This is a genomic window from Gluconobacter sp. NFX36 (assembly GCF_049887835.1).
Lineage (GTDB): Bacteria > Pseudomonadota > Alphaproteobacteria > Acetobacterales > Acetobacteraceae > Gluconobacter > Gluconobacter japonicus_A.
The window spans coordinates 81,674-107,743 of the sequence record NZ_JAGEKJ010000010.1 but is presented as its reverse complement, the minus strand read 5'-3'; the positions used below and the strand labels follow the sequence as shown (position 1 = coordinate 107,743).

General features: G+C 57.7%; 28 protein-coding genes and 2 riboswitches. Of the genes, 12 read left to right on the top strand and 16 right to left on the bottom strand.

Annotated elements, in window-relative coordinates:
- Positions 1–98 precede the first annotated feature (98 nt).
- From glnA to J4P41_RS11535, 3 genes are all read left to right on the top strand, one after another.
- Complete coding sequence (gene glnA / locus J4P41_RS11545; RefSeq protein ID WP_426067263.1) at positions 99–1,481, top strand: type I glutamate--ammonia ligase; 1,383 nt, start codon at positions 99–101, stop codon at positions 1,479–1,481.
- An 84-nt stretch (positions 1,482–1,565) separates the two neighbouring features.
- Entirely contained in the window at positions 1,566–2,195 is a 630-nt protein-coding gene (locus tag J4P41_RS11540) for a trimeric intracellular cation channel family protein (protein WP_426067241.1), read from the top strand.
- A gap of 29 nt (positions 2,196–2,224) precedes the next feature.
- The gene (locus J4P41_RS11535; RefSeq protein ID WP_426067240.1) at positions 2,225–3,217 is read left to right on the top strand and encodes an MBL fold metallo-hydrolase; all 993 of its coding nucleotides are present in this window, start codon (positions 2,225–2,227) and stop codon (positions 3,215–3,217) included.
- Between the two features lie 17 nt (positions 3,218–3,234).
- Here the strand turns inward: J4P41_RS11535 and J4P41_RS11530 are convergent, their stop codons facing one another.
- Positions 3,235–3,447 (bottom strand): heavy-metal-associated domain-containing protein, encoded by a 213-nt coding sequence (locus J4P41_RS11530; RefSeq protein ID WP_062503366.1) that lies wholly within the window; start codon positions 3,445–3,447, stop codon positions 3,235–3,237.
- Positions 3,448–3,531: 84 nt separating this feature from the next.
- Positions 3,532–3,888: a putative quinol monooxygenase gene (locus J4P41_RS11525; protein ID WP_061929144.1), complete on the bottom strand. Its 357-nt coding sequence runs from the start codon at positions 3,886–3,888 to the stop codon at positions 3,532–3,534.
- A 105-nt stretch (positions 3,889–3,993) separates the two neighbouring features.
- Here J4P41_RS11525 and J4P41_RS11520 point away from each other — a divergent pair, with 105 nt between their 5' ends.
- Complete coding sequence (locus tag J4P41_RS11520) at positions 3,994–4,464, top strand: YbaK/EbsC family protein (RefSeq protein ID WP_010504474.1); 471 nt, start codon at positions 3,994–3,996, stop codon at positions 4,462–4,464.
- Between the two features lie 67 nt (positions 4,465–4,531).
- Here the strand turns inward: J4P41_RS11520 and gcvP are convergent, their stop codons facing one another.
- From gcvP to gcvT, 3 genes are all read right to left on the bottom strand, one after another.
- Entirely contained in the window at positions 4,532–7,369 is a 2,838-nt protein-coding gene (gcvP, locus tag J4P41_RS11515; RefSeq protein WP_426067238.1) for an aminomethyl-transferring glycine dehydrogenase, read from the bottom strand.
- A 74-nt stretch (positions 7,370–7,443) separates the two neighbouring features.
- Positions 7,444–7,803, bottom strand: coding sequence for a glycine cleavage system protein GcvH (gcvH, locus tag J4P41_RS11510; protein ID WP_426067237.1), 360 nt, complete (start codon positions 7,801–7,803; stop codon positions 7,444–7,446).
- Between the two features lie 17 nt (positions 7,804–7,820).
- On the bottom strand, positions 7,821–8,954 hold the full coding sequence (gcvT, locus tag J4P41_RS11505; RefSeq protein ID WP_426067236.1) for a glycine cleavage system aminomethyltransferase GcvT: 1,134 nt from the start codon (positions 8,952–8,954) through the stop codon (positions 7,821–7,823).
- Positions 8,955–9,015: 61 nt separating this feature from the next.
- Positions 9,016–9,092: riboswitch (glycine riboswitch) on the bottom strand.
- A riboswitch (glycine riboswitch) is annotated at positions 9,093–9,183 on the bottom strand.
- Positions 9,184–9,278: 95 nt separating this feature from the next.
- Between gcvT and J4P41_RS11500 the strand changes: the two genes are divergently transcribed.
- The 3 genes from J4P41_RS11500 to J4P41_RS11490 all read left to right on the top strand — a co-directional run bounded on the left by J4P41_RS11500 (position 9,279) and on the right by J4P41_RS11490 (position 10,427).
- On the top strand, positions 9,279–9,581 hold the full coding sequence (locus J4P41_RS11500; protein WP_034880839.1) for a putative quinol monooxygenase: 303 nt from the start codon (positions 9,279–9,281) through the stop codon (positions 9,579–9,581).
- Between the two features lies 1 nt (position 9,582).
- Positions 9,583–9,858, top strand: coding sequence for a putative hemolysin (locus tag J4P41_RS11495; protein ID WP_426067235.1), 276 nt, complete (start codon positions 9,583–9,585; stop codon positions 9,856–9,858).
- A gap of 203 nt (positions 9,859–10,061) precedes the next feature.
- A complete protein-coding gene (locus J4P41_RS11490) occupies positions 10,062–10,427 on the top strand; it encodes a MarR family winged helix-turn-helix transcriptional regulator (RefSeq protein ID WP_426067233.1) in 366 nt (121 codons plus the stop codon).
- A 38-nt stretch (positions 10,428–10,465) separates the two neighbouring features.
- On the opposite strand, the gene speE is transcribed toward J4P41_RS11490, so the two are convergent.
- The 6 genes from speE to miaA form a co-directional block, all read right to left on the bottom strand.
- The gene (gene speE, locus J4P41_RS11485) at positions 10,466–11,338 is read right to left on the bottom strand and encodes a polyamine aminopropyltransferase (protein ID WP_415515886.1); all 873 of its coding nucleotides are present in this window, start codon (positions 11,336–11,338) and stop codon (positions 10,466–10,468) included.
- A 73-nt stretch (positions 11,339–11,411) separates the two neighbouring features.
- Positions 11,412–11,891, bottom strand: coding sequence for an adenosylmethionine decarboxylase (gene speD, locus J4P41_RS11480; RefSeq protein ID WP_426067231.1), 480 nt, complete (start codon positions 11,889–11,891; stop codon positions 11,412–11,414).
- A 443-nt stretch (positions 11,892–12,334) separates the two neighbouring features.
- The gene (gene ilvC / locus J4P41_RS11475) at positions 12,335–13,354 is read right to left on the bottom strand and encodes a ketol-acid reductoisomerase (RefSeq protein WP_010504460.1); all 1,020 of its coding nucleotides are present in this window, start codon (positions 13,352–13,354) and stop codon (positions 12,335–12,337) included.
- Positions 13,354–13,881, bottom strand: a complete 528-nt coding sequence (gene ilvN, locus J4P41_RS11470) for an acetolactate synthase small subunit (protein WP_010504458.1) — start codon at positions 13,879–13,881, stop codon at positions 13,354–13,356. The genes ilvC and ilvN overlap by 1 nt, the downstream gene beginning before the upstream one ends.
- Positions 13,881–15,677, bottom strand: a complete 1,797-nt coding sequence (ilvB, locus tag J4P41_RS11465) for a biosynthetic-type acetolactate synthase large subunit (RefSeq protein WP_426067230.1) — start codon at positions 15,675–15,677, stop codon at positions 13,881–13,883. Before ilvB ends, ilvN begins: the two co-directional genes overlap by 1 nt.
- Before the next feature lie 9 nt (positions 15,678–15,686).
- Positions 15,687–16,694 (bottom strand): tRNA (adenosine(37)-N6)-dimethylallyltransferase MiaA, encoded by a 1,008-nt coding sequence (miaA, locus tag J4P41_RS11460; RefSeq protein WP_426067229.1) that lies wholly within the window; start codon positions 16,692–16,694, stop codon positions 15,687–15,689.
- Positions 16,695–16,736: 42 nt separating this feature from the next.
- Here miaA and serB point away from each other — a divergent pair, with 42 nt between their 5' ends.
- Positions 16,737–17,630, top strand: coding sequence for a phosphoserine phosphatase SerB (gene serB, locus J4P41_RS11455; protein ID WP_426067228.1), 894 nt, complete (start codon positions 16,737–16,739; stop codon positions 17,628–17,630).
- Between the two features lie 15 nt (positions 17,631–17,645).
- On the opposite strand, the gene J4P41_RS11450 is transcribed toward serB, so the two are convergent.
- Together J4P41_RS11450 and J4P41_RS11445 are read right to left on the bottom strand one after the other, a co-directional pair.
- A complete protein-coding gene (locus J4P41_RS11450; protein WP_426067227.1) occupies positions 17,646–18,311 on the bottom strand; it encodes a hypothetical protein in 666 nt (221 codons plus the stop codon).
- Between the two features lie 117 nt (positions 18,312–18,428).
- A complete protein-coding gene (locus tag J4P41_RS11445; RefSeq protein WP_426067226.1) occupies positions 18,429–18,944 on the bottom strand; it encodes a DUF721 domain-containing protein in 516 nt (171 codons plus the stop codon).
- A gap of 10 nt (positions 18,945–18,954) precedes the next feature.
- On the opposite strand from J4P41_RS11445, the gene mutY reads away from it, so the two are divergent.
- The 3 genes from mutY to J4P41_RS11430 all read left to right on the top strand — a co-directional run bounded on the left by mutY (position 18,955) and on the right by J4P41_RS11430 (position 21,924).
- Positions 18,955–20,016, top strand: coding sequence for an A/G-specific adenine glycosylase (gene mutY / locus J4P41_RS11440; protein WP_211567892.1), 1,062 nt, complete (start codon positions 18,955–18,957; stop codon positions 20,014–20,016).
- Positions 20,013–20,636, top strand: coding sequence for a hypothetical protein (locus J4P41_RS11435; protein WP_211567893.1), 624 nt, complete (start codon positions 20,013–20,015; stop codon positions 20,634–20,636). The genes mutY and J4P41_RS11435 overlap by 4 nt, the downstream gene beginning before the upstream one ends.
- Before the next feature lie 109 nt (positions 20,637–20,745).
- Complete coding sequence (locus tag J4P41_RS11430; RefSeq protein WP_211567894.1) at positions 20,746–21,924, top strand: Gfo/Idh/MocA family protein; 1,179 nt, start codon at positions 20,746–20,748, stop codon at positions 21,922–21,924.
- An 81-nt stretch (positions 21,925–22,005) separates the two neighbouring features.
- Here J4P41_RS11430 and J4P41_RS11425 read toward each other — a convergent pair whose 3' ends face one another.
- Positions 22,006–23,490 carry a catalase gene (locus tag J4P41_RS11425; protein WP_426067225.1) on the bottom strand — a complete coding sequence of 495 codons (1,485 nt, stop codon included), beginning with the start codon at positions 23,488–23,490 and terminating at the stop codon, positions 22,006–22,008.
- Positions 23,491–23,724: 234 nt separating this feature from the next.
- Between J4P41_RS11425 and J4P41_RS11420 the strand changes: the two genes are divergently transcribed.
- Complete coding sequence (locus J4P41_RS11420; RefSeq protein WP_211567896.1) at positions 23,725–24,168, top strand: hypothetical protein; 444 nt, start codon at positions 23,725–23,727, stop codon at positions 24,166–24,168.
- A gap of 90 nt (positions 24,169–24,258) precedes the next feature.
- Here the strand turns inward: J4P41_RS11420 and J4P41_RS11415 are convergent, their stop codons facing one another.
- Together J4P41_RS11415 and J4P41_RS11410 are read right to left on the bottom strand one after the other, a co-directional pair.
- Positions 24,259–24,696 carry a hypothetical protein gene (locus J4P41_RS11415; RefSeq protein ID WP_426067223.1) on the bottom strand — a complete coding sequence of 146 codons (438 nt, stop codon included), beginning with the start codon at positions 24,694–24,696 and terminating at the stop codon, positions 24,259–24,261.
- 125 nt (positions 24,697–24,821) lie between these two features.
- A complete protein-coding gene (locus tag J4P41_RS11410) occupies positions 24,822–25,886 on the bottom strand; it encodes a transporter (protein WP_010504434.1) in 1,065 nt (354 codons plus the stop codon).
- Between the last annotated feature and the right edge of the window lie 184 nt (positions 25,887–26,070).

Here is a 26,070-nt window from a genome sequence, read left to right as displayed (position 1 = left end):
CGCGCCGCGCTTCCGCCAAGGCAGCAACACCAAAGACCACAGCCGCAGCTGGCAAGCCGCCGGCACCGAACCCCGCAGCCGTAGCGCGCGTTTTCGAAATGATCCAGGAGCACGCGGCTGAGTTCGTCGATCTGCGCTTCACTGATCCCAAGGGCAAGTGGCACCACACGACCCAGACAGTCTCTACCATTGAAGATGACACCTTCGTTGAAGGCTTCATGTTCGACGGTTCCTCCATCCAGGGCTGGAAGGCCATCAACGAGTCCGACATGGTTCTGCTGCCGGACCCGGAAACGGCCGTCATGGACCCGTTCTCCGCGAAGCCGCAGCTCATCCTGTTCTGTGACATCGTCGACCCGAAGACCGGTGGTTTCTACAACCGTGACCCGCGCTCGACCGCAAAGCTCGCAGAAGCCTATCTGAAAGAAGCCGGCTTCGGTGACACGGCATTCTTCGGTCCGGAAGCCGAGTTCTTCATCTTCGACAACGTGCAGTTCGGCACAGGCCCGAACTTCGGCACATACCAGCTCGACAGCATCGAAGGCCCGGGCGCATCCCTGAAGGCCTACCCGGAAGGCAACATGGGACACCGCCCTGTCGTCAAGGGTGGCTACTTCCCTGTCCCTCCAGTGGACAGCGAGCATGACCTGCGCGCCGAAATGCTCTCCACGATGGGCGAAATGGGCCTGCCGATCGAGAAGCACCATCACGAAGTTGCACAGTCCCAGCATGAGCTTGGCACGAAGTTCGCAACGCTCGTGAAGTCCGCTGACTTCATGCAGATCTACAAGTACTGCGTGCACAACGTCGCCCACTCCTACGGCAAGACGGCCACGTTCATGCCGAAGCCGATCGCAGGCGACAACGGCTCTGGCATGCATGTTCACCAGTCCATCTGGCGTGACGGCAAGCCAACATTCGCTGGCGACAAGTATGCGGACCTGTCTGATGAAGCCCTGTACTACATCGGCGGCATCATCAAGCACGCGAAGGCCCTGAACGCCTTCACGAACCCGTCCACCAACTCCTACAAGCGTCTGATCCCGGGCTTCGAAGCGCCTGTGCTGCTCGCCTATTCCGCAGCCAACCGCTCCGCTTCCTGTCGTATCCCGCACGCGACGAACCCGAAAGCAAAGCGCGTTGAAGTCCGCTTCCCGGACCCGACGGCAAACCCATACCTCGCCTTCGCTGCCATGCTGATGGCTGGCTTGGACGGCATCCGCAACAAGATCCATCCGGGCGACGCCATGGACAAGGATCTGTACGAACTGCCGAAGGAAGAGCTGGCCCAGATCCCGACGGTCTGCGGTTCGCTCCGTGAAGCCCTCGAAGCCCTCAAGGAAGATCACGCGTTCCTTCTCGAAGGCGGCGTCTTCACCAAGGACCAGATCGAGAGCTACATCGACATCAAGTGGGCAGAAGTCTACAAGTTCGAGCACACGCCGCACCCGGCAGAGTTCGAAATGTACTATTCGGTCTGATCCGAACAGACATCTGTCAAACGAGAAAGCCCGGCCATCGCGCCGGGCTTTTTTGTATGCAGTTTCCCTGCTACGGCATCCCTTATGATGCACCCCGCCTTCGAGGCTTTCTCAACTTCCATTCTGCCGGTTCTGGATATCGCCGGCACCGCTGTGTTCGCCGTCTCAGGAGCACTGGCGGCCGCTCGTGAACGCCTGACGATCCTGACATTCATGTTCTTCGCCGCCATCACAGGCGTCGGAGGCGGCACCGTCCGCGATCTGCTGATCGGCGCCCCGGTCGCATGGATGCACAACTCCGCCGGCATCACCGTTTGCATGGTCTGCGCCCTGCTCGTCTGGTTCACCCCCGGGCGCCTCTGGTCAGAACGCGCCGTGGACTGGTTCGATGGAATGGGCATTGCCGCTTACGGCGTGTACGGGGCAGCCAAAGCCATCGCTTACGGCATCCCACTCATTCCAGCAGCCCTCATGGGCATTGTCAGCGCCTGCATGGGCGGCATCTTCCGTGACGTTCTGGCGGGTGTCCCCTCCATCATCATCCGCCCGGAACTCTACGTGACGGCCGTGGCCCTCTCCTCATGCAGCTATGTGTTTCTGACCGCCGCAGGCCTCAGCACAACACTTGCAGCCGCAATCGCCATTACGGCCGGTTTTGCCTTGCGCGCCCTGGCTCTCATCAAAGGGCTTGGACTTCCTCATTACCGGAAATAACGCCTCTCAAGCGGGAAAGACCATCACCCATGCGCTTCGTAACCTGCCTGCAAAAGCTTCTGATAGCGCTTCCGTTCTTCATAGCTCCCGCATGCAGCCATGCAGCAGATTTTGACATCGTTGTTCTCGGTGCAGAGGGTGGCCTGGAAGACGGAAACCTAAGCGCCTATTTCATCCGTCCAACCACGTCAGACAAAGGCGTCCTCTGCGATGCAGGAACCATCCTGCACGGCCTGAAGGAAGCAACAAAAGCTGGCGCTTTTGATAAACACGCCCTGGCATCAAAGACCTTGTCCCCGGAAGGCGAAATCCTTCACGACAGGATCACCGCCTACCTCATCAGCCATGCCCATCTGGATCATATCGCCGGCCTCGTTGCCGTCTCGCCAGATGACGCCCCCAAACCCATTCTGGCACTTCCGTCCGTCAACGCCGTTCTGGCGGAACACGTCTTCAACTGGCAGGTCTGGCCCAACATGAGCGACCGCGGCCCCACACCCCGCCTCGGCCTGTATCATTATCAGGACCTTGAACCCGGAAGAACTGTCCTCTTGCCACAAACCCCGCTTCAGGTTCAGGCTTATCCCCTCAATCATGGCGGCGTGGAATCAACCGCTTTTCTGCTGACCAGCGGATCAGACGCCCTGCTCTATCTGGGCGATACAGGCCCAGATACCCCCCAGCACTCAGACAATCTGCATCACCTCTGGCAAGCCATCGCACCACTGGTCCATCAGAAACACCTGCATGCCATCCTGATGGAATGCTCGTATGACAACAGCCAGCCTACAAACCACCTCTATGGCCATCTGACACCACACTGGGTCCAGAAAGAACTACAGGATCTGCAAACGGTCGCAGGAACCAGGCTCCAAGGCCTTCCCGTCATCATCACGCACGTCAAGCCAACGCTCAAACGTCAGGACGATCCCGCGGCCCGTATTTTCGGAGAATTGAACGCGACGAACACGACGGGCGTCCATTTCATCATGGCACGTCAGAGCCTACATCTCAGACTCTGATTGCCAGTCGGCTTCAATCAGCCAACAACGTCAAAACCAACATCTTCAACAGTGTCTTTCAGTGCAGAAGGCGAAACCTTTGCTTCATCAAACTGAATGACAGCCTGAGCGGGCTCCAGCGTGACTTCCGCTGCCGACACACCCGGCACAGCCTCAAGCGCCTTCTGCAACTTGCCTGAACACCCCGTACAGGACATGCCCTCAACCTTGAACGTCACAGATGCAGTCATGGGTGTCTCTCCTTTATCCCTGTTCCATCGCTCCAACAGCGGCTTCCCAGAAGAGACACATTCCTATTCAAATTGAAACAGCTTTCAGACCCCGTCACTGATTTCATCCAGAGGCTCCACGCGCATCAGCTGCACCGTGGCATCCAGTCGATCCAGAAGCCCCGCCAGAGCCCGGAAATGCGGCGTCTCAAGATGCTGCTCAAATGCTGTCGTAGACGCCCAGCGCTCCTCCGCCGTAAACCGTCCTGCCGTCTCCATATCCCGACTGATCACGTAACGCTGGCAGCCTTCTTCCTTGCGGGACGCTACCGTGCAGCGCACCAGTTCCAGCTCCAGGTCGCGCGCCCTGTCAGAAGAAACAGTCAGGATAGCGACAACACAGGCAGAATGGCTCATCATAAGATCCTTCAGGAAACGAAACGCAGCACCGTCATGAACCATCCGATCCCCGGCCCTGCCAAAGCCTGTTTCTAAAAGATCGGTTTCCAGAAGTCTCGCCCATGTTTCACATGAAACATCCTTTTCCCCTCGTCGGAACCAACATCCATGAGTCTCGAAAGCGTCAAAGCAGATCTCGCCACCCGTGCGCCTGACCTCTCCGTCGTCGTGACCAGCAGCTCCACAGCAACAGTCGAAGAAGCCGCCGCCACACATGGCGTCGAACCCGACCAGATTGCCAAAACCCTCGGCGTCAAAGTCGGATCAGGTCCAAATGCCAGAACCGTTCTCGTCGTGATGGCAGGCACAAAACGCCTGGACAACCGCCTGACGAAAGAAACGCTCGGCGGTCGTCCCCGCTTCCTCAACGGTGAAGAGGTTCTGGCCCTGACAAGCCACCCACCGGGCGGCGTTTGCCCGTTCGGCCTCCCCGAGCCTCTACCTGTTTACTGCGATGACTCTCTGCGCGCCTTTGAACAGATCATCCCTGCTGGCGGAGCCACCAACGCTTCCGTAATCCTCACACCGCAACGCCTTGCAGAACTGACGTCCGCCACATGGGTCAAAGTCAGCACCTGATCCTCGCCCCTATCCAACAAAAAAGGCGCCCCTCTCAGGGCGCCTTTTGCATCAAAAACAGAACAGCTTACGCGTCTGCATAAGTGGAAATATCCGGGCAGGAACAAACCAGATTCCGATCACCCCAGGCATTATCCAGACGCCCCACCGGACACCAGTACTTGGAGGTGGAAACACCCCCAGGGAAACATCCGGTCTCACGGCTGTAAGATCGATCCCACGCACCCGCCAGATCCGCCGTCGTATGCGGCGCAAAACGTAGCGGGCTGTTTTCGATCGCCACAGCACCAGCCTCCACTTCGGAAATCTCCTTCCGAATGGCAATCATGGCATCGCAGAACCGATCCAGCTCGACCTTCCCCTCAGACTCTGTCGGCTCAATCATGAACGTCCCCGCTACGGGGAAACTGACCGTTGGCGCATGGAACCCATGGTCAATCAGACGCTTGGCAATATCGTCCACTGTCACACCAACCGCATCCTTGATCGGCCGCAGGTCAACAATGCACTCATGCGCCGTAAAGCCATTACTGCCCCGATAAAGCACCGGGTAATGCGCTTCCAGACGCGCCGCGATGTAGTTCGCATTCAGAATGGCCACTTCCGTCGCCCGACGCAGCCCTTCATCGCCCATCATCATGATGTACGCCGCAGAGATCGGCAGAATGGACGCTGACCCATACGGCGCAGCAGAAACAGCAATCCCGTTCTGACCTGGCAGATACGGCGCCAGATGGCTTCCCACGCCAATCGGCCCCATGCCCGGCCCACCACCGCCATGCGGAATGCAGAACGTCTTGTGCAGATTGAAATGCGAGACATCGGCCCCGTACAGGCCCGGTCGTGCCAGACCAACCTGCGCATTCAGGTTCGCACCATCCAGATAAACCTGCCCACCAGCCGCATGAACAAGATCACAGATCTCGACAATCCGTTCCTCAAACACACCATGCGTGGACGGATAGGTAATCATGATGGCCGCCACACGCCCGTCATGCTGCGCGATCTTCGCCTTCAGATCCTCCACATCAACATTGCCATTGCTGTCACAGGCCACCACAACAACACGCATCCCCACCATGTGGGCAGACGCCGGGTTTGTCCCATGTGCGGACGCCGGAATCAGGCACACATCCCGATCCATATCCCCCCGCGCCTGATGATACCCACGGATCGCCAGCAGCCCCGCAAACTCCCCCTGCGCACCAGAATTTGGCTGAAGCGACACAGCATCATAGCCAGAAATCGCACACAGCGTCCGTTCCAGATACGCAAACAGTTCCGCATACCCAGCCTGCTGATCATTCGGCGCAAACGGATGAATTCGCCCGAATTCAGGCCAGGTGATGGGAATCATCTCCGCCGTCGCATTGAGCTTCATCGTACAGGAGCCCAGCGGAATCATCGTCCGATCCAGCGCCAGATCCTTGTCGGATAGCGAGCGCATATACCGTAGCAGATCCGTCTCCGAACGATGAACATGGAACACCGGATGCGTCAGCAAAGCCGCCTGACGAGACAGCACCTGCGGTAGAGCATCTTCAACAGAAAGCTCCCGCTCCAGAACCGCAACACGCGCCTCATCCGCCCCAAAACACTGCCACAGCGTCTGGATGGTCTCAGGCGTCGTCGTCTCATCACAGGACAGACCAATCCGTCCTTCGCCAGCATCCCGCAGATTGATCCCGGCATCCAGAGCCTTGGCAAGGATGCCCTGCGCGTCGGAACCAGCCTGAACTGTCAGCGTATCGAAGAACGTGTCCGTCTCAACAGTCACGCCCAGAGCCTTCAGCCCCGCAGCCAGAATAGCCGCCAGACGATGCGTACGCCCCGCAATCGCCTTCAGCCCCTCCGGCCCATGATACACCGCATACATGGACGCAATGACGGCAAGCAGAACCTGCGCCGTACAAATGTTGGACGTCGCCTTCTCGCGGCGGATATGCTGCTCACGGGTCTGCAACGCCAACCGATACGCCGGGCGCCCTGCACTATCACGCGACACACCCACCAGACGCCCCGGCATATGCCGCTTGTAAGCATCCTTCGTTGCCATGAACCCTGCATGCGGGCCACCACCGCCCATCGGCACGCCATAACGCTGCATGGACCCGATAGCGATATCCGCACCCAGAGCCCCCGGGCTTTCCAGCATCACAAGAGCCAGCGGATCACAGGTCACGGCAACAATACCGCCCTGAGCATGAACAGCCTCAATCACACCACGCGGGTCACGCACAGCCCCGGACGACCCCGGATAGGACAGCAGCACACCAAACACGGACGCCGCATCCAGATCCGTCGCCGGATCACCCACCACAAGCTCCCAGCCCAGCGGCTCGGCCCGCGTCTTCAGAACAGCCAGCGTCTGCGGATGCGTATCAGCATCTACGAAGAACCTGTCAGACTTGGACTTGCAGACACGCTTGGCCAGCGCCATCGCCTCCGCACAAGCCGTGCCCTCATCCAGCAGGGACGCATTGGCAATATCGAGCCCCGTCAGATCCGCCACAAGCGTCTGAAAGTTCAGCAGTGCTTCAAGGCGGCCCTGACTGATTTCCGGCTGATACGGCGTATAAGCCGTGTACCAGGCCGGATTTTCCAGAATATTGCGCTGGATGACCGGCGGCAGAACCGTGTCGTAATATCCCTGCCCGATCATGGACGTCAGAACACGGTTACGGGACGCAATCTCCCGCAAACGCGCCAGAGCCTGCTGTTCCGTCAACGCCGCGCCAATTCCGTGATCGCCACGATCAAGAATGGCTTTCGGAACCGTCCGGTCAATCAGATCCTCAAGGCTGGACGCCCCGATTGTCTGCAACATCTCCGTAATTTCAGAGGAGCGCGGGCCAATATGGCGGGAGCTGAAGTCTTCGGTCTGTTCAGGCCACAGGATCGTCACGGTATCGTTCTCTGGAAGTCTTAAAGGCAAAAAAGAAAAATGGGTCCGGCAGAAGCCAGACCCATCACAGAACGTCAGAGGCTCTTGTACTGCTCTGCCGTCAGAAGGGACGTCACGTCATCCGGGTTGGAAACCTTCATCTTGAAGATCCAGCCCTCACCTTCCGGGTCATTACCAACCAGCGTCGGCTCGTCGGACAGCTTCGTATTGAAACCCGACAGCACACCGGCAACCGGAGCATAAATGTCAGACGCCGCCTTGACGGATTCCACAACCGCAGCAGCATCGCCCGCCGCCACGTCCGTGCCCTCGTCCTTGGCTTCCACGAACACCAGCTCGCCCAGCTCTTCAGAAGCATGAGCCGTAATACCTACGGTCGCGTTTTCCCCGTCCAGACGGATCCATTCATGCGATTTGGTATAATAAGTCGTCATCGCTGCTTTTCCTTGGCTTAACGCTTGAAACCGGGCGTCACGAACGGCATCGCCCGAACATGAACCGGAACGAATTTTCCACGCAGTTCGGCGAACAGCGCCGTGTCATTTCCCGCGTAGTCTGTTGCGACATATCCCATCGCCACCGGCGCCTGGACCGTCGGGCCAAACGCCCCTGACGTTACCAGGCCGATCTCTTTCTGGCCTTCCGCATCCGCAAAAAGCTTCGCCCCTGCACGAACAGGCGCACGCCCCTCCGCCATCAGGCCAACACGCTTGCGGCTGAAACCTTCACGGGCCTGACGCAGAACGATCTCCGCGCCCGGATAGCCTCCTTCACGAGCCCCCCCTTCGCGCCGGGCTTTCTGAATAGCCCAGGCCAGAGACGCTTCAATCGGCGTGGTCGTCGTATCGATATCATTGCCATACAGGCAAAGCCCCGCTTCCAGACGAAGCGAATCCCGGGCTCCAAGCCCAATGGGAAGAACCTGCGGCTGGGCCAGCAACGCCTGCGCGACAGTCTCCGCATCAGCCGCTGCACACCCAATCTCGTACCCGTCTTCACCCGTGTAACCCGAACGCGACAGCGTCACCGGAACACCAGCAAGCTCCGTCTCAATCACGTCCATAAAACGCATATCGACCGCTGCCGGACAGAGAGGCGCAATCGCGTCCTGAGCCTGCGGCCCCTGCAACGCCATCAGCGCGCGATCAAACTGCCGCGTCACAACACAACGGTCGGAAAGAGCCGCTTCAATCAACGCCGCATCCTGCTCCTTGCAGGACGCATTCACCACAACGAACAGACCATCGCCCATATTGGCGACCATCAGATCATCCAGAATGCCTGCGGCATCATTGGTCAGAAATCCGTAGCGCTGCCGTCCCTTCGCAAGTCCCGCATAATCAGCCGGAATCAGGCTTTCGAGCGCCAGAGCCGCATCCCGGACATCACCACTGCGGGCAGAAATCCGGATCTGCCCCATATGGGACACATCAAAAAGCCCCGCCTTGCTACGCGTGTGCAAATGCTCGGCCATCAGCCCTGCCGGATACTGAAGCGGCATCTCATAACCCGCAAACGGCACCATCTTGGCGCCAAGTTCCAGATTGAGAGCGTGAAGAGGAGTACGCTGGAGAGAGTCGGTCATAGGGTAGGTCCGGCCCGGTCAAAACATGAAGGTGCAGACGCGCCCGGAGTTTCCGGAATACGCCGCCCCTTCTGTCCTTTTGCCTGAGATCGCTATCCCGTCGGCGGGTGCGTCAGGCGCACCTCTCTCCAGAATTTACCGACCAACTCGGTCCTTTGGCCTGAGAGTTTCCGGGGCGGTTGCTCCTTCGGCGCCAGCTCTAAAAGCTGGTCTCTCCCGTATTGGTCGGACTTAATCCTGCCAGTTTCCCAATTTCTTCGCAATCGTTACGATCTGTTCCGCGTTACGATTTCTGGACAATTTTAGACTTTGAAAGGAGCCACAATGGCTGGCGAACTGACCGTCATCGCAGAATTCTCCATCAATCCGGAAAACCGCTCTCTTTTTCTGGAAAACTGCGCCTATGACAGCGAGCGCTCCAACGCAGACGAACCCGGCTGCCTCGCCTTCGACGTCATCACTTCAAACGAAGATCCCAACACCATCGTGCTGGTCGAGCGCTACACGGATCAGGCCGCCTTCGACACACATCTCAAAACACCTCATTTCGAGAAATTTGCCGCAACAACAAAAGCTCTGGGCGCAGTCGAAAAAAGCGTCCGCTTTTTTACAAGGACAGCCCCATAATATGCACAAACTGAAAAACAGTCTTTTCGGCTGCGCTTTCCTGCTGGTCACGGCCTGTGCCGCTTCCCCTAACCAGAAGACACCAGAACACCGCATCATCGGCATGCCGAACCCTGCTAGCGCAAGCTGCATCAAACAGGGCGGCACTCTCGAAATCGTCAACGGGCCCACCGGTCAAAGTGGAATGTGCCACCTTCCGTCTGGACAGACCTGCGAAGAGTGGGCTTTGTTCCGCGACCACCGCTGCCAGAGCACATCGCAGACCACGAAACCATAATCCTCGTCAGCCGTTTCCCCTGCCTCCAATGTCGTCGGGGAACGGCTTCTTCTGCACATTGAGCCTTTCAAAGTAAATATATAACATGTTATATATTTTATCCACATTATCCACCCAAGGCAGTTTCCCCCATGCGGACCCAGGCGCCCTGTCTCTCCATCGGCTTCCTCGCCACCACAACAGGGCGCCTGTTTACGCGCCTGATGGAGCAGAAACTGAAACCCGCCGGAATGCGCGCAGGCCAGATCCCGGTCTTTCTCGCTTTAGGAAAAGGGGAAGTCCTTAATCAGAAATATCTGGCCGAATTCGCAGGCATCGAGCAGCCCGGCATGGCCACCCTGCTGGCCCGCATGGAACGCGACGGCCTTATCGAGCGTGAAACCGATCCCAGCGACAAACGCGTCAGCCAGATTCGCCTGACACCAGACGGACTCATAAAAAGTCAGAAAATCATTCCGATTATGGAAGAAGCGAGCGAGGAAGCCTTCCAAGGCTTCACCCCACTCGAGCGAGACATCCTCATAACGCTCCTGGAACGGATGAGCAGCAACCTCGAACGCTGTCTTTAAAATCCCCTCACCTTTAGAAAAGTGAGGGGAAAAACACCTTACTTGTCCGTCTTCGGAAGGTGCTCGGCAATATACGGCGGAAGATTGAAAGACCCGACGTGAATTTCCGGCGTCCAGTACCGCGTCGTTCCAAGAATATTGGCCGCCTCTGCGCGTGCGCGGATCTGCTCCACCGTCTGCGTGTTCGGTGACTGCCCCTTGGACGCCATACCCAACGTCATAAAGCCGCCGACATAGGTCGGAACAGCAGCAACATAGGCCGAGACATGCGGGAAGAACTTCGCACGACGCAGGCTCGTCTCATACAGCTCATCAGCCTGCATGAACGGCACACCGCACTGATTCACAATCAGACCTTCATCCGACAGAATACGCGCGCAGTTGCTGTAGAACTCATCCGTAAACAGAACTTCACCAACGCCAATCGGGTCCGTGCTATCAACGATGATGACATCAAAAGAACCATCAGCAGCCTTGGCAACATAGTCGATGCCATCGCCAACGATCACTTCCGCACGTGGATCGTTCCAGGCATCCCCTGCAATGTTCGGCAGATGCTGCTTGGAAAGCTCGATCACCGCACCGTCAATTTCCACCATGACGGCTTTTTCAACAGTCTTGTGCTCAAGAACGCGACGCAGAACGCCACCGTCCCCAGCACCAATGATCAGAACGCGCTTGGCACATGGATGCGCCAGGACCGGCACATGCGTCAGCATTTCCTGATAAACGAACTCATCGCGCTCCGTGATCTGGATCACACCATCCAGAACCAGCACACGACCATGGCTGGAACTTTCAAAAACCACCACGTCCTGGAAATCAGATTTAACGCGCGCAAGTTCACGCGTGACCAGAAAACGCTGTCCCCAGTCCGGGTACAGGGTTTCGTTGATCCATGTTTCAGCCATGGTCTTCAATTCCTTGTCGGGATTTCAATGCAGAAGCAGGACCGGCCACACTGGGCCGATCCCTGCCTGAGGCTCAGGACGCGCTAGCGTTCCTGTTCTGGACGCGTCCACGGCGCACGGCATCAACTTCGATGCGGCCAGCCTGGAACAGACGCTGCATGACCGGAATCGACAGATTCGGATCACATGCGCCACACATAAAGACGTCAACCGCAGCGTAATTCCGCTCTGGCCACGTGTGGATCGAGATATGGCTCTCAGCAAGCACGATCACACCAGACACGCCACCATTCGGCGTGAAGTGATGGAAATGGCTGTGCAGGATCGTTGCCCCAGCAGCAATTGCTGACTCGCACAGAGTCTCATCAATGCGTGCCGGATCATCAAGATTCCGGGCATCCCAGAAATCGATCAGCAGGTGATTGCCGGCATAGCGTTCGCCATCCCGTTCAATAAAGTAGTCCTTGCGCTCCTCTTCAACAGAGTGAGCATCGCTGTTCTGGATATCTCTCGGGAGTTCCGATACCATCCCCAGTTGAGCAAGTGCGTTCATCACGTACCCCCAAACCAGTAGACAGCCTGTTGGGCGAAACCGCCCCCTTGGGCCAAGAAGCGCGGTGTTAGAGGCCTCTCCCCGCAGATGCAAGGGTTTTCTGTCCCGATGCGTTAATATGTCATATTGCAGGAAAGAAGAGGCTTCCGTTTGCGCTTCCTAACACTGCGCCCATCATGGCTCTGGCGCACTTCACAACTGGGATAGCGGCACACAAACCCTTCTGGAAGCCCCTTAAAACAAGCCTCACGCTGGGATGAGCCGACACATCGGCGACCTGACACCCAACACTCCAAAGAACAACCTCTCCACCCAGAAAAACGATTCGTTTTTTCCTGGACATAAAAACACGCGTCCCAAAGCCGGAAAACATTCCAGCCCCGAAACGCGTGCTTTTCCTGCCCCTCAACAGAAAACCACTGAGGGACCCCAACCCTTAGAGATCAGTTCTTGGCCTTGTCGACCAGCTTGCCCTTGGCAATCCACGGCATCATCGCACGCAGCTTCTCACCGGTCTTCTCGATCTGGTGAGCGTCATTGCGAGCGCGGATAGCCTTGAAGCCAACGCCGCCGGACTGGTTCTCAAGGATGAAGTTACGAACGAACGTACCATCCTGAATGTCCGTCAGAACGCGCTTCATTTCAGCCTTCGTTTCCGGCGTGATAATGCGCGGACCCGTCACATACTCACCATACTCCGCAGTGTTGGAGATGGAGTAGTTCATGTTGGAAATACCGCCCTCGTAGATCAGATCCACGATCAGCTTCATTTCGTGCAGGCACTCGAAGTAAGCCATTTCCGGGGCATAGCCACCTTCAACCAGCGTCTCGAAACCAGCACGGATCAGGTCAACAACGCCACCACACAGAACAGCCTGCTCACCAAACAGATCGGTTTCGACTTCTTCCTTGAAGGTCGTCTCGATGATGCCTGCACGGCCGCCACCGTTTGCGGAAGCGTAGGACAGAGCGATGTCCAGAGCCTTGCCGGAAGCGTTCTGGGCCACAGCAACGAGGGACGGCACGCCACCGCCACGCTGGTATTCGGAACGAACCGTGTGGCCCGGCCCCTTCGGCGCGATCAGGAACACGTCCAGATCCGGACGGGCTTCAATGATGCGGAAGTGGATGGACAGGCCATGCGCGAACGCAAGAGCGGCACCCTGCTTCAGGTTCTTCTCAAGGCTATCCTTGTACAGAGCGCCCTGGCCTTCATCCGGTGTCAGAACCATGACCACATCGGCCCACGCAGCAGCGTCTTCCGGGGACATGACCTTGAAACCAGCCTCTTCTGCCTTCTTGACGGCAGAGGACGTCGGACGCAGGCCGATGACGATGTCGGTCAGGCCGCTGTCACGCAGGTTGTTGGCGTGAGCGTGACCCTGGCTGCCGTAGCCAATGATCGCGACTTTCTTGCTCTTGATCAGATTCAGATCGGCATCGCGATCGTAATACACCCGCATCAGACATGTTCCTCGTTAACGTGAAAGACAGAAGGGCCACGGCCAATGGCCGCAATCCCCGTGCGCGAAACCTCAGCCAGGCCAAGGGGGCGCATCAACTCGATAAAAGCGTCGATCTTGGCGGGAGACCCCGTCAGTTCGAACACAAAACTGGTAGCCGTCGTATCAACCGGGCGTGCCCGGAAGGAGTCCGCAATCCGCAGACCTTCCGTACGACTTTCGCCGCGAGACACAACCTTTACCAGAGCAAGCTCGCGGCCCACATACGGGCCTTCTTCCATCAGATCACAGACAGCATGAACAGGAATCAGACGCTTCAGCTGCGCCTTGATCTGCTCAATGACCTGCGGCGTCCCGGACGTCAGAACCGTAATGCGTGACAGACTGCGCTCGGCATCCACCAGCGCAACCGTCAGGCTTTCGATATTGTAGCCACGGCCGGAAAACAGACCCACCACACGGGCCAGCGCGCCACTCTCGTTCTCAATCAGAACCGAGATGACCGAATTCTGGATTGTCTCCGTCATCAGACCAACATCATCCCTTCTTCGGTCAGACCTGCCGCCGCGGAATCCTGATCCGGGCCAAGCAGCATCTGGTTATGGGCCGCACCCGACGGAATCATCGGATAGCAGTTTTCGTTTTCAGCCACGCAGATATCCGCAATGACAGGACCATCATGCTCCAGCATCCGGCGAATGACATCATCCAGTTCGCCCACGCAGGTCGCACGCATTCCAGTTGCCTGAAACGCTTCCGCCAGCTTCACAAAGTCTGGCAGCGCCTCGCTGTAAGACTGGGAATAGCGTGACCCATGCAGCAGCTCCTGCCACTGGCGCACCATCCCCATATACTGGTTGTTCAGAATGAAGATCTTCACTGGCAGACGATACTGCGCAATCGTCCCCAGTTCCTGAATGTTCATCAGGGTCGAGGCTTCACCCGCGATATCAATCACCAGCGCATCCGGATGCGCTACCTGCGCACCCACAGCAGCCGGCAGACCGTAGCCCATCGTTCCCAGACCACCGGAAGTCAGCCAGCGGTTCGGCTTGGCAAACTGGAAGTGCTGGGCTGCCCACATCTGATGCTGGCCAACCTCGGTGGACACAAACGTATCACGCCCCGTCTCCATCGCCATTTCATACAGACGACGAATGGCATGCTGCGGACGGATCACCGCAGACGGCGTCATATCCTGCGTGAAGCCGAAGCCATCCACGCTGCGCCAGGACGCAATCTGGTTCCACCATGTGCTCAGATCAGGTGCTGGCGTGTCGTCCCACGCATCCAGCAACGCCTGAAGCGTATCGCGAACATCCCCTTCGAGACGCACATCCACACGAATGATCTTGCCGATCTGGCTCGGATCAATATCCGCATGAACCTTGAACGAGTTCGGCGAAAACGCATCCACACGCCCCGTCACGCGATCATCAAAACGCGCACCCAGAGCAATCAGCAGATCACAGCCATGCGTGGCCATGTTCGCCTCAACAGACCCGTGCATGCCCAGCATGCCCAGGAACTGCGGATCAGGAGACGGAAACGCGCCCAGCCCCATCAGCGTGGACGTGACCGGAAAACCCGTCTTGCGCGCCAGACGACGCAGCAGCTCAGACGCTTCCGGCCCGGAATTGATGATGCCACCGCCCGTGTAGAACAGCGGACGCTTGGCCGTCTTCATGGCTTCAACCGTGCGGGCAATCGCCTCGGCATCCGACCCACCCTGATGGCGGAAACGCTTCAGCCGGGACATGGCAGGCGCCGTCAGCGGAGCCTGCCCCACCGTGATGTCCTTGGGCAGATCCACCAGCACCGGCCCCGGACGACCAGAACGCGCCACTTCGAAAGCCTCACGCACCGTCTGCGCCAGAGCGCCCGGCGTCCGTACCAGATAGTTGTGCTTCGTGGCCGGGCGAGTAATGCCTGTCGTGTCCGCTTCCTGGAACGCATCATTGCCAATCAGCTTCGTCGGCACCTGACCGGTCAGACAAACTAGCGGAATCGAATCCATCAGCGCGTCAACAAGGCCGGTCACGGCATTGGTTGCACCCGGACCAGATGTCACCAGAACAACGCCAACCTTGCCCGTCGAACGCGCATAGGCCTCAGCCGCATGAACGGCAGCCTGCTCATGGCGGACAAGAATGTGGCGAATACGGTCCTGCTTGAAGAGCGCATCGTAGATTGGAAGGACAGCGCCCCCCGGATAGCCAAAGACCACCTCTACGCCCTGTTCATCGAGAACGCGCAGAAGCACCTCCGCGCCATTCAGCGCTTCGTTGCCTGTTGTTGCGTCTCTTTCAGCAGCAGCCGTCACCGTATCCTCCTAAGGGGTATGAGGCGCGGGATTTAGGACAGATTGAGGGGGGCCGTCAACTCGTCCAGATATAAAATGTTCTATTTTTTCGTATTCAGTTTTCGATTCTTGCGCAAAATGGGCATATCTTTGAAATGAAATCATTGAATCAGCCTCCACACCCAAAGCGTGATGCCGAAACCAGGTAGCCTGACGGCGCGTATATCGTCCAATCGCCAGAACAGCCGCCTGCTGTGCGGCTTCAAGCGTCATGTCACCCTGCAGAACCGCCGCAAGTTCCGGAACCCCATGCGCACGCATGGCAGGCAGAACAGAATCCAGCCCCCTCGCAACAAGACGACGCACTTCTTCCAGAGCGCCAGCTTCAAGCATCTGCTCAAACCGCATATTCAGAGATTGCCGCAACACATCACGCGGTGGGTCCAGAAGAACAGACACAAACCGGCACGGCGCAGGCGGCAACCCCGGTTGGGTACGCCACCATACCAAACCATGCCCGGTCCCGCGCCACACTTCCCAGGCCCTCGAAATCCGCTGCGTGTCATTCGGGCGAAGCGCTTCCGCCGTTTCGGGGTCCACCTCCGCAAGCCGGGCATGCAATGCCGCTGGACCAATTTCTTCGGCCAGCGCCCGCGCTTCCTGGCGCGCTTCGTCGCCGGGATCGGGCACTTCTACCAGTCCATCCGTCAACGCCCGAAGATACATCCCCGTACCGCCACACAGGATCGGCAGACGTCCCAACGCCCAAGCGGTCTCCATTTCCTCAAGCGCCCGTGACCGCCACCAGGCCACACTGCCCGGCATCGCCGCATCCAGCACACCATAAAGCCTGTGCGGAACAGCGGCCTCATCAGCAGCGTCAGGCCGGGCCGTCAGAATGTGCAGATCACGATAAACCTGCATGGAATCCGCATTGATTACCGTTCCCCGAAAAGTCCGGGCAAGGTCCAGAGCCAGAGCCGACTTGCCGGAGCACGTCGGGCCAGCCACAATGAGTGCTGTCTTCGGGGCGTTCATCCCCCTGTTCCTGCCACACGCGCTGGACCGTTACGAGAGCTTATGTCCCTTCCTTCCGTTCTGACCCTCATTGCTGACCGCAAGGCCGGCTCCCTCAAACCAGAAGCCATCGACGTCGCCCGGTCGCTGGTCAAAGGCAAGGCCCCCATCGTCCTGTCGGACGGGGAAGCTGTCGATATTCCATGCCCCACGCCCGGCCCTGGCTCGGCGAGTGCCGCGACAATCCGCGCTACTCTTGCGCCCTATCAAACAGACGCCCTGCTTCTGAAAACCCGCGGCCGCCGTAAAGCCGTTCTGGTCGCGGACATGGACAGCACCATCGTCACCGGCGAAACGCTGGACGAAATGGCAGCCCTGCTCGGCATCGGGGAACAGGTCGCGGCCATTACCCGCGCCTCCATGAATGGAGAGATCGACTTCGAAACCTCCATCGAACAGCGCGTCGCCCTGCTAGCCGGTCACCCTGCGTCTGTTCTTGAAGAGGTCTGGAAAACCGTCACCCTGACAGAAGGTGCGCGCGAACTCGTCTGCACCATGCGCAAGCACAATGCCCGCACGGCACTCGTCTCAGGAGGCTTTACCTGGTTCACCCAGAAGGTCGCTGAACTCTGTGGCTTCGACGAGAACTACGGCAATAGCCTTGAAATCGTGGATGGAAAAATAACCGGTCGTCTCGATGCCCCGGTTCTAGGCCCAGATGCCAAACTGAGCCACCTCGAATCCCTGACCGCCGAACGCGGCGTTCAGCTCAAGGCCGCGCTCACAACCGGCGATGGCGCAAACGACATTCCGATGCTGGCCAACGCGGGCCTCGGCCTTGCCTTCCGCGCCAAGCCAAACGTGAAAAAAATCATCGGCACGCAGATCAATTTTGCCAATCTGCGCGCCCATCTGTTTGCTCAGGGCTACAAGGCAGCCGATTTCGTCACGGACTAACCTCGTGCACCCGCCTCAATACCCCCAGGTATAGGGCGGGACACCCCCGTCATAGGCCGGAGCACCGTAATACCCCTGCGGCACGGCATATCCCCCTGCGGGAATACACCCCTGATACTGGGTCAGATAATATCCGGCGGGACATCCCGAGGCGGCGTTCTCAATCGCCATTCCAGCAGCAACGCCCAGCGCGGCGGCGCCAAGGCCCCAACCGCCCCAACCCCAGCCGCCACCCCAGCCCGGTACCCCCCAACCATAGCCATACCAACCGGGGCCACCCCAGCCGTTCCAGCCGCTCCATCCGGGACGTCCCCACCCCATAAAGCGCGGGCCACCCCAGCCTCCGCTCCAGTTCCCATAGCCCGGCCGGAATCCCCAGCCCGGTCCACCACCATATCCACCGCGAAACCCGCCGCCATATCCACCCGGCCCTCCGCCAGGTCCGCCGCGAAAGCCACCTCCACCGGGTCCACCACGGAAACCACCACCTGGACCGCCGCCCATTCCTCCCCTGAAGCCACCACCGCCAGGGCCACCACGGAAGCCACCGCCTCCGCCAGGTCCGCCCCCATGACCGCCTCCCGGGTCACCGCCTCCTTGCTGGGCGAACGCCGTTATCGGGAGGCTTCCAGCAAGGGCAGCCATCAACAATGCTCCGACGGTTTTCTTCGTGATGTTCATGGCCTGTCTCCTCGGAAAGAGCCGTATTCTGTCTTCAGTAAATATCGGTAACACCCTGTTCTCTGAAAAGGGCCGTTTCAGGGCATGAAACAAGTCGTTTCACGTGAAACATACCAGTCACCGGCGGCGCTTACCCCGGGCCCCGATATGTCCCCCCAGACGCTGCAACGCATCTCGAAGCTCATCGTCCTCAATTTCCGGAACATCGACCTGAATGGGCCTTGGCCGAGCCGGACGTGGCCGCTCAAACGCCGTCATATCCTGCACGATTTTAAGGCGCACGATCATCGTCTCTCCCCGCAGGCCACAGGTTGTGTTGATCCGTTCGATAATCTGAGGCGCAAGATGCTGAAGCTCCATCGCCACAGGCCCAGAACAGGCCAGCGTCAACGTCCCCGCAGAAAACCGGCGCGGCTCCGTCACTTTAGACAGGCGCGGCCCGATAAAATCTTCCCAATCCATGGACAATCGAACCAGCAATGGCGATTTTTTTTTGAACGCGGGCTGGGTAATTCCCGGCACCAAAGCCCCGATCTGCCGCGCTCCACCCCGTTTAGCCGTCCAGTTCTGTTTGGGCGTAAATGTATCAGTCCGATCACGAAGGTTCTTGTTTGGGCCCCGATCCTTCGTCATATCCCTCTCCGTGACTCCTGATGCTTCCGACCTGCTGCGCTGGTACGATACGCACCGCCGCACCCTGCCCTGGCGTAGCCTCCCCGGCGAACGCCCCGATCCCTATGGCGTCTGGCTAAGCGAAATAATGCTTCAGCAGACGACGGTAAAAGCTGTCATAGCGTATTACGAACGCTTTCTCACGCATTACCCCACTGTACAGGATCTGGCCGCTGCCCCACAGGAAGATGTGCTTCGTCTCTGGGCCGGGCTCGGCTATTATGCCCGCGCCAGAAATCTGCACGCCTGCGCAAAACGCGTCGCTGAACTCGGGCAGTTCCCAGACACCGTTGATGAGTTGCTCAAGCTCCCAGGCATCGGTGCATATACAGCGCGCGCGATTGCAGCCATCGCCTTTGGTCAACCGGTTGTCCCGGTTGATGGAAATGTAGAGCGTGTCACGTCACGGCTCTTCGCCATTGACGACCCGCTTCCTGCATCCCGGCCTCTCTTGGCACGACAGGCCGCATTGCTGAACCAGTTCCAAGACGCACAGCAACGCCCCTCCGACTTCGCTCAGGCGTTGTTCGACCTTGGCGCCACACTCTGTACCCCTCGCAACCCGTCCTGCCTCACCTGTCCCTGGCGCCCGGCCTGTCAGGGTCACGCTAATGGAATTGCGGCCACCCTTCCCCGCAAAGCCCCCAAACAGGCAAAACCAACCCGCTATGGCACTCACTTCGTTCTTCAGGATGCATCCGGGCATATGCTGATCAGAACACGTCCTGAAAAAGGATTGCTCGGCGGCATGGACGAATTTCCCGGTACAGACTGGCGCGCAACCCCATGGGACGAGAAAGACGCCCTCGCAGCGGCTCCGATCCTGGGCCCCTGGACAGCCTGTGGAGAAGTCACGCATGTCTTTACCCATTTCACGCTTCGGCTCATGATTTACGCCGCAGCCCTCCCTGCAGGCCACAATGCAGGGATCGATCCCTCTTTTGGCACGTTCCGGTCCACAGAGCGCGCCGCCCTGCCAGGTGTCATGAAAAAATGCCTGGCCCTCGCAGTTGCTGATTTGGAGACACGATGAACGCAACCCCTTTCCTGACACGCCTGTGGTTCATGGACTGGCACCGTCAGGTTCTCAGCCACGACCCCCTTCGGGATGATTTCTCACAGGCTCCCTTTCAACCCGGCATCCACCCCGGACTGTCAGTACAGCTCTCTGTCCCACTGATCCTGCCCTGCGATGTCGTTCTGGAAAAACGGGTCTCCATGCCTCGCCCGCTCCCCCGATTTGAAATGCAGGCCGCACCCAACGGTCTTGTGTGCTTCCAGGTAAAAGACAAAGGCACCTACCTCAAAAGCGCCCGCTTTCCCGGCGGCGGAGAAGTCGTTGCCACATCTCCCCATGTTGCCGGATGGGAAACCTTTCTTCCGATGAGCGAAAACTTCCTGCGCGGCCTTTCCGCACTCCTTGTTCCACAAGCTGCCACCCTGACAGACCCGCAAACCGGAGAACATCTCTCACCAATCCAGTTACATATCGGATTTCTCGGTGAGATAAGCGGAAAACGGATTTCTCTCGCCAAAAATGCATCAGCCATCGAACATCTTGGCAGCCTTTCTGCAGGACAAGCAGCTGACATTACCTTTCAGGAAGAAGGCAAAGACACACCACTTATCATCCGCGTTCAACGCCCTGGCTGAGATCCTATGACACAGACGTCACAATTGATGTGACCTCCCGCAAAAATCGGACCTACCGCCTTGACCCAGCGTTGCATTCCCAGACATCCCTAAGGGAAAGCAATCCGCAATGTCTCACGATATCCCCGTCGGTATTCCACATCTCGTTCCGTCCATCCTAGATACGGGAAGGATCGAGAAAGGCCAGATCACCTTTGGAAACTGGCGCGGAGACGCTGATGTTCCCGAAAATCAGCCTCCACAACCTCTTCCTCTATCAGAACGGGTAGGGTTCGCCATCATGGGTCTTGGCCGCCTGACCCTCGGGGAAATCCTCCCCGCCTTCGCAAACTGCCACCTCGCAAAACCTGTAGCACTCATCTCCGGACGACCTGAGAAAGCGCGTCTCATCGCACGCAGCTACGACATCAGTGACGACTCCCTCTTTACATATGACGACATCCACCGGCTGGAAGATCGCCCCGATATTCAGGCCGTATATGTCGTCACCCCCAACGCTCTTCACGAAAAACAGGTCGAAGCTCTCGCTGCAGCCGGAAAACACGTCCTGTGCGAAAAGCCGATGGCCAATTCAAGTGCAGAAGCCCAGCACATGATCGACGTCTGTCAGAAAGCACACCTCAAACTCATGATCGCCTATCGCTGCCATTACGAGCCCTTCAATCAGGCGGTCCGCAAACTGGTCCAGAGCGGAGAACTGGGCCGCCCGAAACTCGTGGAAGCCATCAACACTCAAATGCAGGGCAGCGCAGACCAATGGCGTCTCAAACCGGAACTGGCAGGCGGCGGAGCGTTACCAGATATTGGACTGTACTGCCTGAACGGCACACGTGCCGTCCTCGGAGAAGAGCCGGAAAGCCTTTTCGCTCAAATGGTCTGCCCCCCAAATGACCCGCGCTACAAAGATCTGGATGAAACATTCTCATTCATGCTCCGCTTTCCCTCCGGCGTAATCGCAAACTGTGCGACCAGCTACGGAGCCCATGAAAGCAAGGATCTTCGAATCCAGCTCGAAAAAGGCTGGATCACCCTTGAAAATGCTTTCTCCTACACCGGCCATCGCCTTCGGATCGGCAGACGGGAAGGCAACCATAAAACTGTCAGCGAATGGCGGCTTCCCGCAGAAAACCAGTTTGCTCTTGAGATCGACCATTTCGCAGATTGTATCCTGAACGATCTCACCCCCAGAACCCCCGGCGAAGAGGGACTGCGCGATCAGAAACTCATGGAGTCCCTCTATGAGTCCGCAAAAACAGGACGAATGATCCACCTGTCCCCGACGTCATGAAAGTCCTGTTCTTCCTGGCGATCGGAGGAATCTTTCTGGTCAGCATGTTCTGAACGCAGCTGACCAGGAAGACGGCTTCCCTCAGTCGCCCTGCGTCGTCGGCGCAGAAGAGGACGGCCCCGTCATGACCCGCGTAACAGCCTGCCGTACACCGGCTTCCCATTCCGGATCTGCCTGCCGGAACAAAGCAAACTGCCGCTCCATGATCTCTGCCGGAACACCGGTCATGGCCCCGGCAATATTATTGAAAAAACGCTCCCGCTGAGCAGCATCAAACAGACGGAACAACGCCCGCGGCTGCGCAAAATCATCCCCGTCAGTGCGATGCTCGTAGTAGTCCGCATCCCCATTGATCCGCAGAGGCGGCTCCATGGCAGCACTGTCTTCAACCGGTCCGCCAAACGAATTCGGCTCATAATATCTGCCGTCCCCCGGCTCAGGCGCATCAAACCGCATGGGACCATCCATGTGATAATTTTTCACGGCAATCTGCGGACGATTCACTGGCAGCAATTCATAATGCGTCCCCACCCGGTAACGATGCGCATCTGCATAAGCAAACAGACGCCCCTGCAAAAGCCTGTCAGGCGAGAAGCCAATGCCCGGCACGATATTGGAGGGTGAAAAAGACGCCTGCTCGATCTCAGCAAAATAATTCAAGGCATTCCGGTTCAACTCCATGACGCCCACCTCCTGCAAAGGATAATCCGCATGAGGCCAGACCTTCGTCACATCGAATGGATTGAAACTGACGCGCTCCGCCTCAGCCTCTTCCATCACCTGAATGAACACGGTCCATTTCGGGAAATCGCCGCCTTCAATGGCCTCGTAAAGATCAGCCTGCGCACTCTCACGATCCTGACCGATGACAGCATTGGCCTCATCATTCGTCCAGAAACGGTGCCCCTGCTGGGTTTTGAAGTGGAACTTCACCCAGAAACGCTCACCCTGCGCATTCCAGAGGGAGAACGTGTGGCTGCCATACCCGTTCATGAACCTGTAGCCCTGCGGCAGCCCACGATCGGAAAACAGGATCGCCACCTGATGCAGGCTTTCCGGACTCAAAGACCAGAAATCCCACATCGCTGTCGCAGACCGGCGGTTCGTACGCGGGTGGCGCTTCTGCGTATGAATGAAGTCAGGAAACTTCATCGGATCACGGACAAAGAAGACAGGCGTGTTGTTCCCAACAAGATCCCAGTTCCCCTCATCGGTATAGAATTTCAGGGCAAATCCCCGAACATCCCGCTCGGCATCCGCCGCACCGCGCTCACCCGCAACAGTGGAAAAACGCGCCAACATATCCGTAGCCTTGCCGACCTCAGAAAAAATGGATGCCCTGCTGAAGCGGGTAATGTCATGCGTGACCGTAAACGTGCCGAACGCGCCTGAGCCTTTGGCATGCACTGTCCGCTCGGGAATACGCTCCCGGTTCTGATGCGCCAGTTTCTCGAGCAACTGATAATTTTCCAGAAGCAGCGGCCCACGTGGACCTGCTGTCTTACTATCCTGATTACTGACCCAAGGGGCACCTGCGGTGGTGCGAATGATAGTCCGGTCGGCCATGGCCTGATCTCCTGTCTTAACAAGTGAGACCAGTTAGCCGATACACAAATAAAAGGTTAAACCGATTTATTTTTTATCTGTGTTCGGTTTTTCCTTTTAAAAACCTTTCAAGTTTGCGTCAGTGTTTGATCCATTTCCTGCACAGATTTTCTTTTTCCCCTACCCTTCGACAATATCCGTAAGATCGGCCCTGCCCATGAAACCCCATGGCATCAAAGCTGTTAGGAGACTGATATGCTGAAAACTCTTTCTTCCCTCTCCCTTCCTGTCGCAGCGCTGTCTGCCGCCCTCGGTCTCGCCGGTTGCGTTAACGACAATACCAGCCCACAGGAAAAGCAGCTCATCTCCGCAGGGTTCGTCAGACACCCCGCCAACTCTCCGTCTCGCCGCGCAGAGCTGCAACTCATGCCGCAACACGTCTTCCTGACACGCAAAACCCCCGAGGGTCTGCGCTACATCTATGCAGATCGGGACCTGTGTGACTGCGCCTTCGTTGGCACGCCAGAAGCTTTCGAAAAATACGCTGCTGAACAGCCTCACGGGGTTTCCACAACACCCGCCCCGGAATCAGACACCCAAAAATCAGACATACGTCAGACGACAGATCCCAACACAACGTCGTCCGCCCTCGGTCAAACACCCGCAACATCCAGCGGACCTGCCAAGAAAAATCCCTGATCTTATATCCTGTAGCGACGATGGGTTGTCAGCCAGCCCATCACCGCTTGGAAAACGGTACCAAGTATCCCTATTCCAGAAGAACGGTTGTTACCGGGACAAAACGTCCAGATCAGCCGCATCTCCAATGACGATGCGCACCTGTTCGTAGGACGCCCCTGTCAGATTGCCCTCACGATCCCTCACAACAATTCGAATTTTTCTGGCCAATCCGGTAGCCAGAATCTCATGGCCCATAAAATACTGCTCAGCCGTTTGTGTCCTGCCCCTCAGAATATCTCTCACCGTATCGTCATCAAGCATAACGACAACAGCATTGGGATTCCGATAATTCTGATCCGATATCAGGAACAGACTGTCATTGTGCCAGACAACCCCTCTTACAGTGATCCTGAACTTTCCCACCACTCCTGAAGGATCAGCTTTGAGCGCTACGTTGGTAGTCTCAGGCGTATAAATTCCAGAGCCACAAGCCCCCAGCCCGAATGTTACAAGAGACAGCGCAAGAAGTATCTGGAATACACGCATGGGTGTTCAGGTCCTGAAACAGATTACAATCCAGAGGAATATTTCCGGACTATATTATCTGCAAATCTGGTCATGAATAACCTCAGCAGGCAACCATAAGACCTTATCCAGCCCCATTAAAACTTTCAGAGCAATCGTGCGAGTTTCATGAACAGAAACGTCACAGCCATGAACACGAAACACACAAACCCGGCTTCGATTGTTCCCCACGCCCCTTGCGCCAGAAACATGCCGCCCGTGTTCATACCGAAGAAGCCAGTCACAAATGTTGCCGGCAGCATCAACGTTGTTCCTACCGAAACAATGTACAGGCGACGGTTGGTTTCTTCCGCCTGATTGGACCCCAATTCGTCCTGCAGGGAACGCGCCCGATCCTGCAAAGCAATCAGATCATCCAAAGCCGCATGAACCTGACGCTCCGCACGGTCACGGAGCTCGTCTTCCGCCCATTCAGGAAGGTCCAGATCCTCATCCTTCAGAACACGGTCAATCGGCGTAACAACACGTCTGAGTTCCGTCGCCCGACGGCGCACCTTACCGACGATACCACCCAGATGCCCCAGATCAGACCGATGCTCGATCAACAGAAGAACATCCTCCGCCCGATCCAGATCATCATCAAGCTGGCCAAGCTGCCGACGCACGGTTCCCGTAAATTCCCGTAATGCCCGATCCACAATCCCCGCAGGGGTCGGCGGAATATGGTCAGGCCTGAGGGACCGGTAGGCCGCCCCAAGAACAGGAATGGGATTGCGTCGTGTTGTAATCAGCAGGTCAGGCCGCATGGCAAAACGCCAGGCACAGATTTCCCGGTCGTCTTCCGCCAATGCATCATCAAATGCCGGAAGCGCTCCCCAGATCAGATCGTCAACGGCCTCAAGCGCAATACCGTACTCCGTTTCCGCCAGCATGGCGCGCACGTCTTCCGGCAGCCCTGGCAGATGCGCGACAAAGGACCGGGCAGAACTGTGAACAGTATCAAAATGAAGCCAGAACCACCCTTCGGACGATGGCACACGTCCCGGAAGCAACAGCTCTTCAACTTCGCCCGCCCCCAGAGACCGCAATTCCTGTCCCGGAATCGCATGTACAGCCCAGACAAGACCATTGGCGAAGGCAGGTTTTCCAGTTTCCTGGAACGCCGGATCAAGCACCGTGAAAGGAAAGTTGTAAGTGGGGTTCTCTGACACGGCAGCCTCCTGTTCTTCAGGGGGTATTCTGGACCAGCGCCGGTTTCGAACAACACGACAGAAGGTGATCTGCCGTTCTCTGACATGCCCGGGCAACTGACGCAATATGCTGCATCGGAGCAACTGTCACGCTGTCCGGGAGTTATCAGATTATTCCCGGAGGAGCCAGCTCTTCCCTTTGCAG

What these genes read in the sequence shown, in the direction of transcription:
- speE (WP_415515886.1), bottom strand. Translation starts at nt 11,338, where the DNA reads ATGGCTGAAACATGGATCAACGAAACCCTGTACCCGGACTGGGGACAG.
- J4P41_RS11425 (WP_426067225.1), bottom strand. Translation starts at nt 23,490, where the DNA reads ATGGCCGACCGGACTATCATTCGCACCACCGCAGGTGCCCCTTGGGTC.
- glnA (WP_426067263.1), top strand. Translation starts at nt 99, where the DNA reads ATGATCCAGGAGCACGCGGCTGAGTTCGTCGATCTGCGCTTCACTGAT.
- J4P41_RS11415 (WP_426067223.1), bottom strand. Translation starts at nt 24,696, where the DNA reads ATGCGTGTATTCCAGATACTTCTTGCGCTGTCTCTTGTAACATTCGGG.
- J4P41_RS11530 (WP_062503366.1), bottom strand. Translation starts at nt 3,447, where the DNA reads ATGACTGCATCTGTGACGTTCAAGGTTGAGGGCATGTCCTGTACGGGG.
- J4P41_RS11520 (WP_010504474.1), top strand. Translation starts at nt 3,994, where the DNA reads ATGAGTCTCGAAAGCGTCAAAGCAGATCTCGCCACCCGTGCGCCTGAC.
- J4P41_RS11535 (WP_426067240.1), top strand. Translation starts at nt 2,225, where the DNA reads ATGCGCTTCGTAACCTGCCTGCAAAAGCTTCTGATAGCGCTTCCGTTC.
- gcvH (WP_426067237.1), bottom strand. Translation starts at nt 7,803, where the DNA reads ATGACGACTTATTATACCAAATCGCATGAATGGATCCGTCTGGACGGG.
- J4P41_RS11490 (WP_426067233.1), top strand. Translation starts at nt 10,062, where the DNA reads ATGGAGCAGAAACTGAAACCCGCCGGAATGCGCGCAGGCCAGATCCCG.
- J4P41_RS11540 (WP_426067241.1), top strand. Translation starts at nt 1,566, where the DNA reads ATGATGCACCCCGCCTTCGAGGCTTTCTCAACTTCCATTCTGCCGGTT.
- J4P41_RS11420 (WP_211567896.1), top strand. Translation starts at nt 23,725, where the DNA reads ATGCTGAAAACTCTTTCTTCCCTCTCCCTTCCTGTCGCAGCGCTGTCT.
- J4P41_RS11450 (WP_426067227.1), bottom strand. Translation starts at nt 18,311, where the DNA reads ATGAACATCACGAAGAAAACCGTCGGAGCATTGTTGATGGCTGCCCTT.
- J4P41_RS11445 (WP_426067226.1), bottom strand. Translation starts at nt 18,944, where the DNA reads ATGACGAAGGATCGGGGCCCAAACAAGAACCTTCGTGATCGGACTGAT.
- J4P41_RS11495 (WP_426067235.1), top strand. Translation starts at nt 9,583, where the DNA reads ATGCACAAACTGAAAAACAGTCTTTTCGGCTGCGCTTTCCTGCTGGTC.
- J4P41_RS11525 (WP_061929144.1), bottom strand. Translation starts at nt 3,888, where the DNA reads ATGGTTCATGACGGTGCTGCGTTTCGTTTCCTGAAGGATCTTATGATG.
- gcvT (WP_426067236.1), bottom strand. Translation starts at nt 8,954, where the DNA reads ATGACCGACTCTCTCCAGCGTACTCCTCTTCACGCTCTCAATCTGGAA.
- ilvC (WP_010504460.1), bottom strand. Translation starts at nt 13,354, where the DNA reads ATGCGGGTGTATTACGATCGCGATGCCGATCTGAATCTGATCAAGAGC.
- speD (WP_426067231.1), bottom strand. Translation starts at nt 11,891, where the DNA reads ATGAACGCACTTGCTCAACTGGGGATGGTATCGGAACTCCCGAGAGAT.
- serB (WP_426067228.1), top strand. Translation starts at nt 16,737, where the DNA reads ATGTCCCTTCCTTCCGTTCTGACCCTCATTGCTGACCGCAAGGCCGGC.
- J4P41_RS11430 (WP_211567894.1), top strand. Translation starts at nt 20,746, where the DNA reads ATGTCTCACGATATCCCCGTCGGTATTCCACATCTCGTTCCGTCCATC.
- J4P41_RS11435 (WP_211567893.1), top strand. Translation starts at nt 20,013, where the DNA reads ATGAACGCAACCCCTTTCCTGACACGCCTGTGGTTCATGGACTGGCAC.
- ilvN (WP_010504458.1), bottom strand. Translation starts at nt 13,881, where the DNA reads ATGACGGAGACAATCCAGAATTCGGTCATCTCGGTTCTGATTGAGAAC.
- J4P41_RS11500 (WP_034880839.1), top strand. Translation starts at nt 9,279, where the DNA reads ATGGCTGGCGAACTGACCGTCATCGCAGAATTCTCCATCAATCCGGAA.
- miaA (WP_426067229.1), bottom strand. Translation starts at nt 16,694, where the DNA reads ATGAACGCCCCGAAGACAGCACTCATTGTGGCTGGCCCGACGTGCTCC.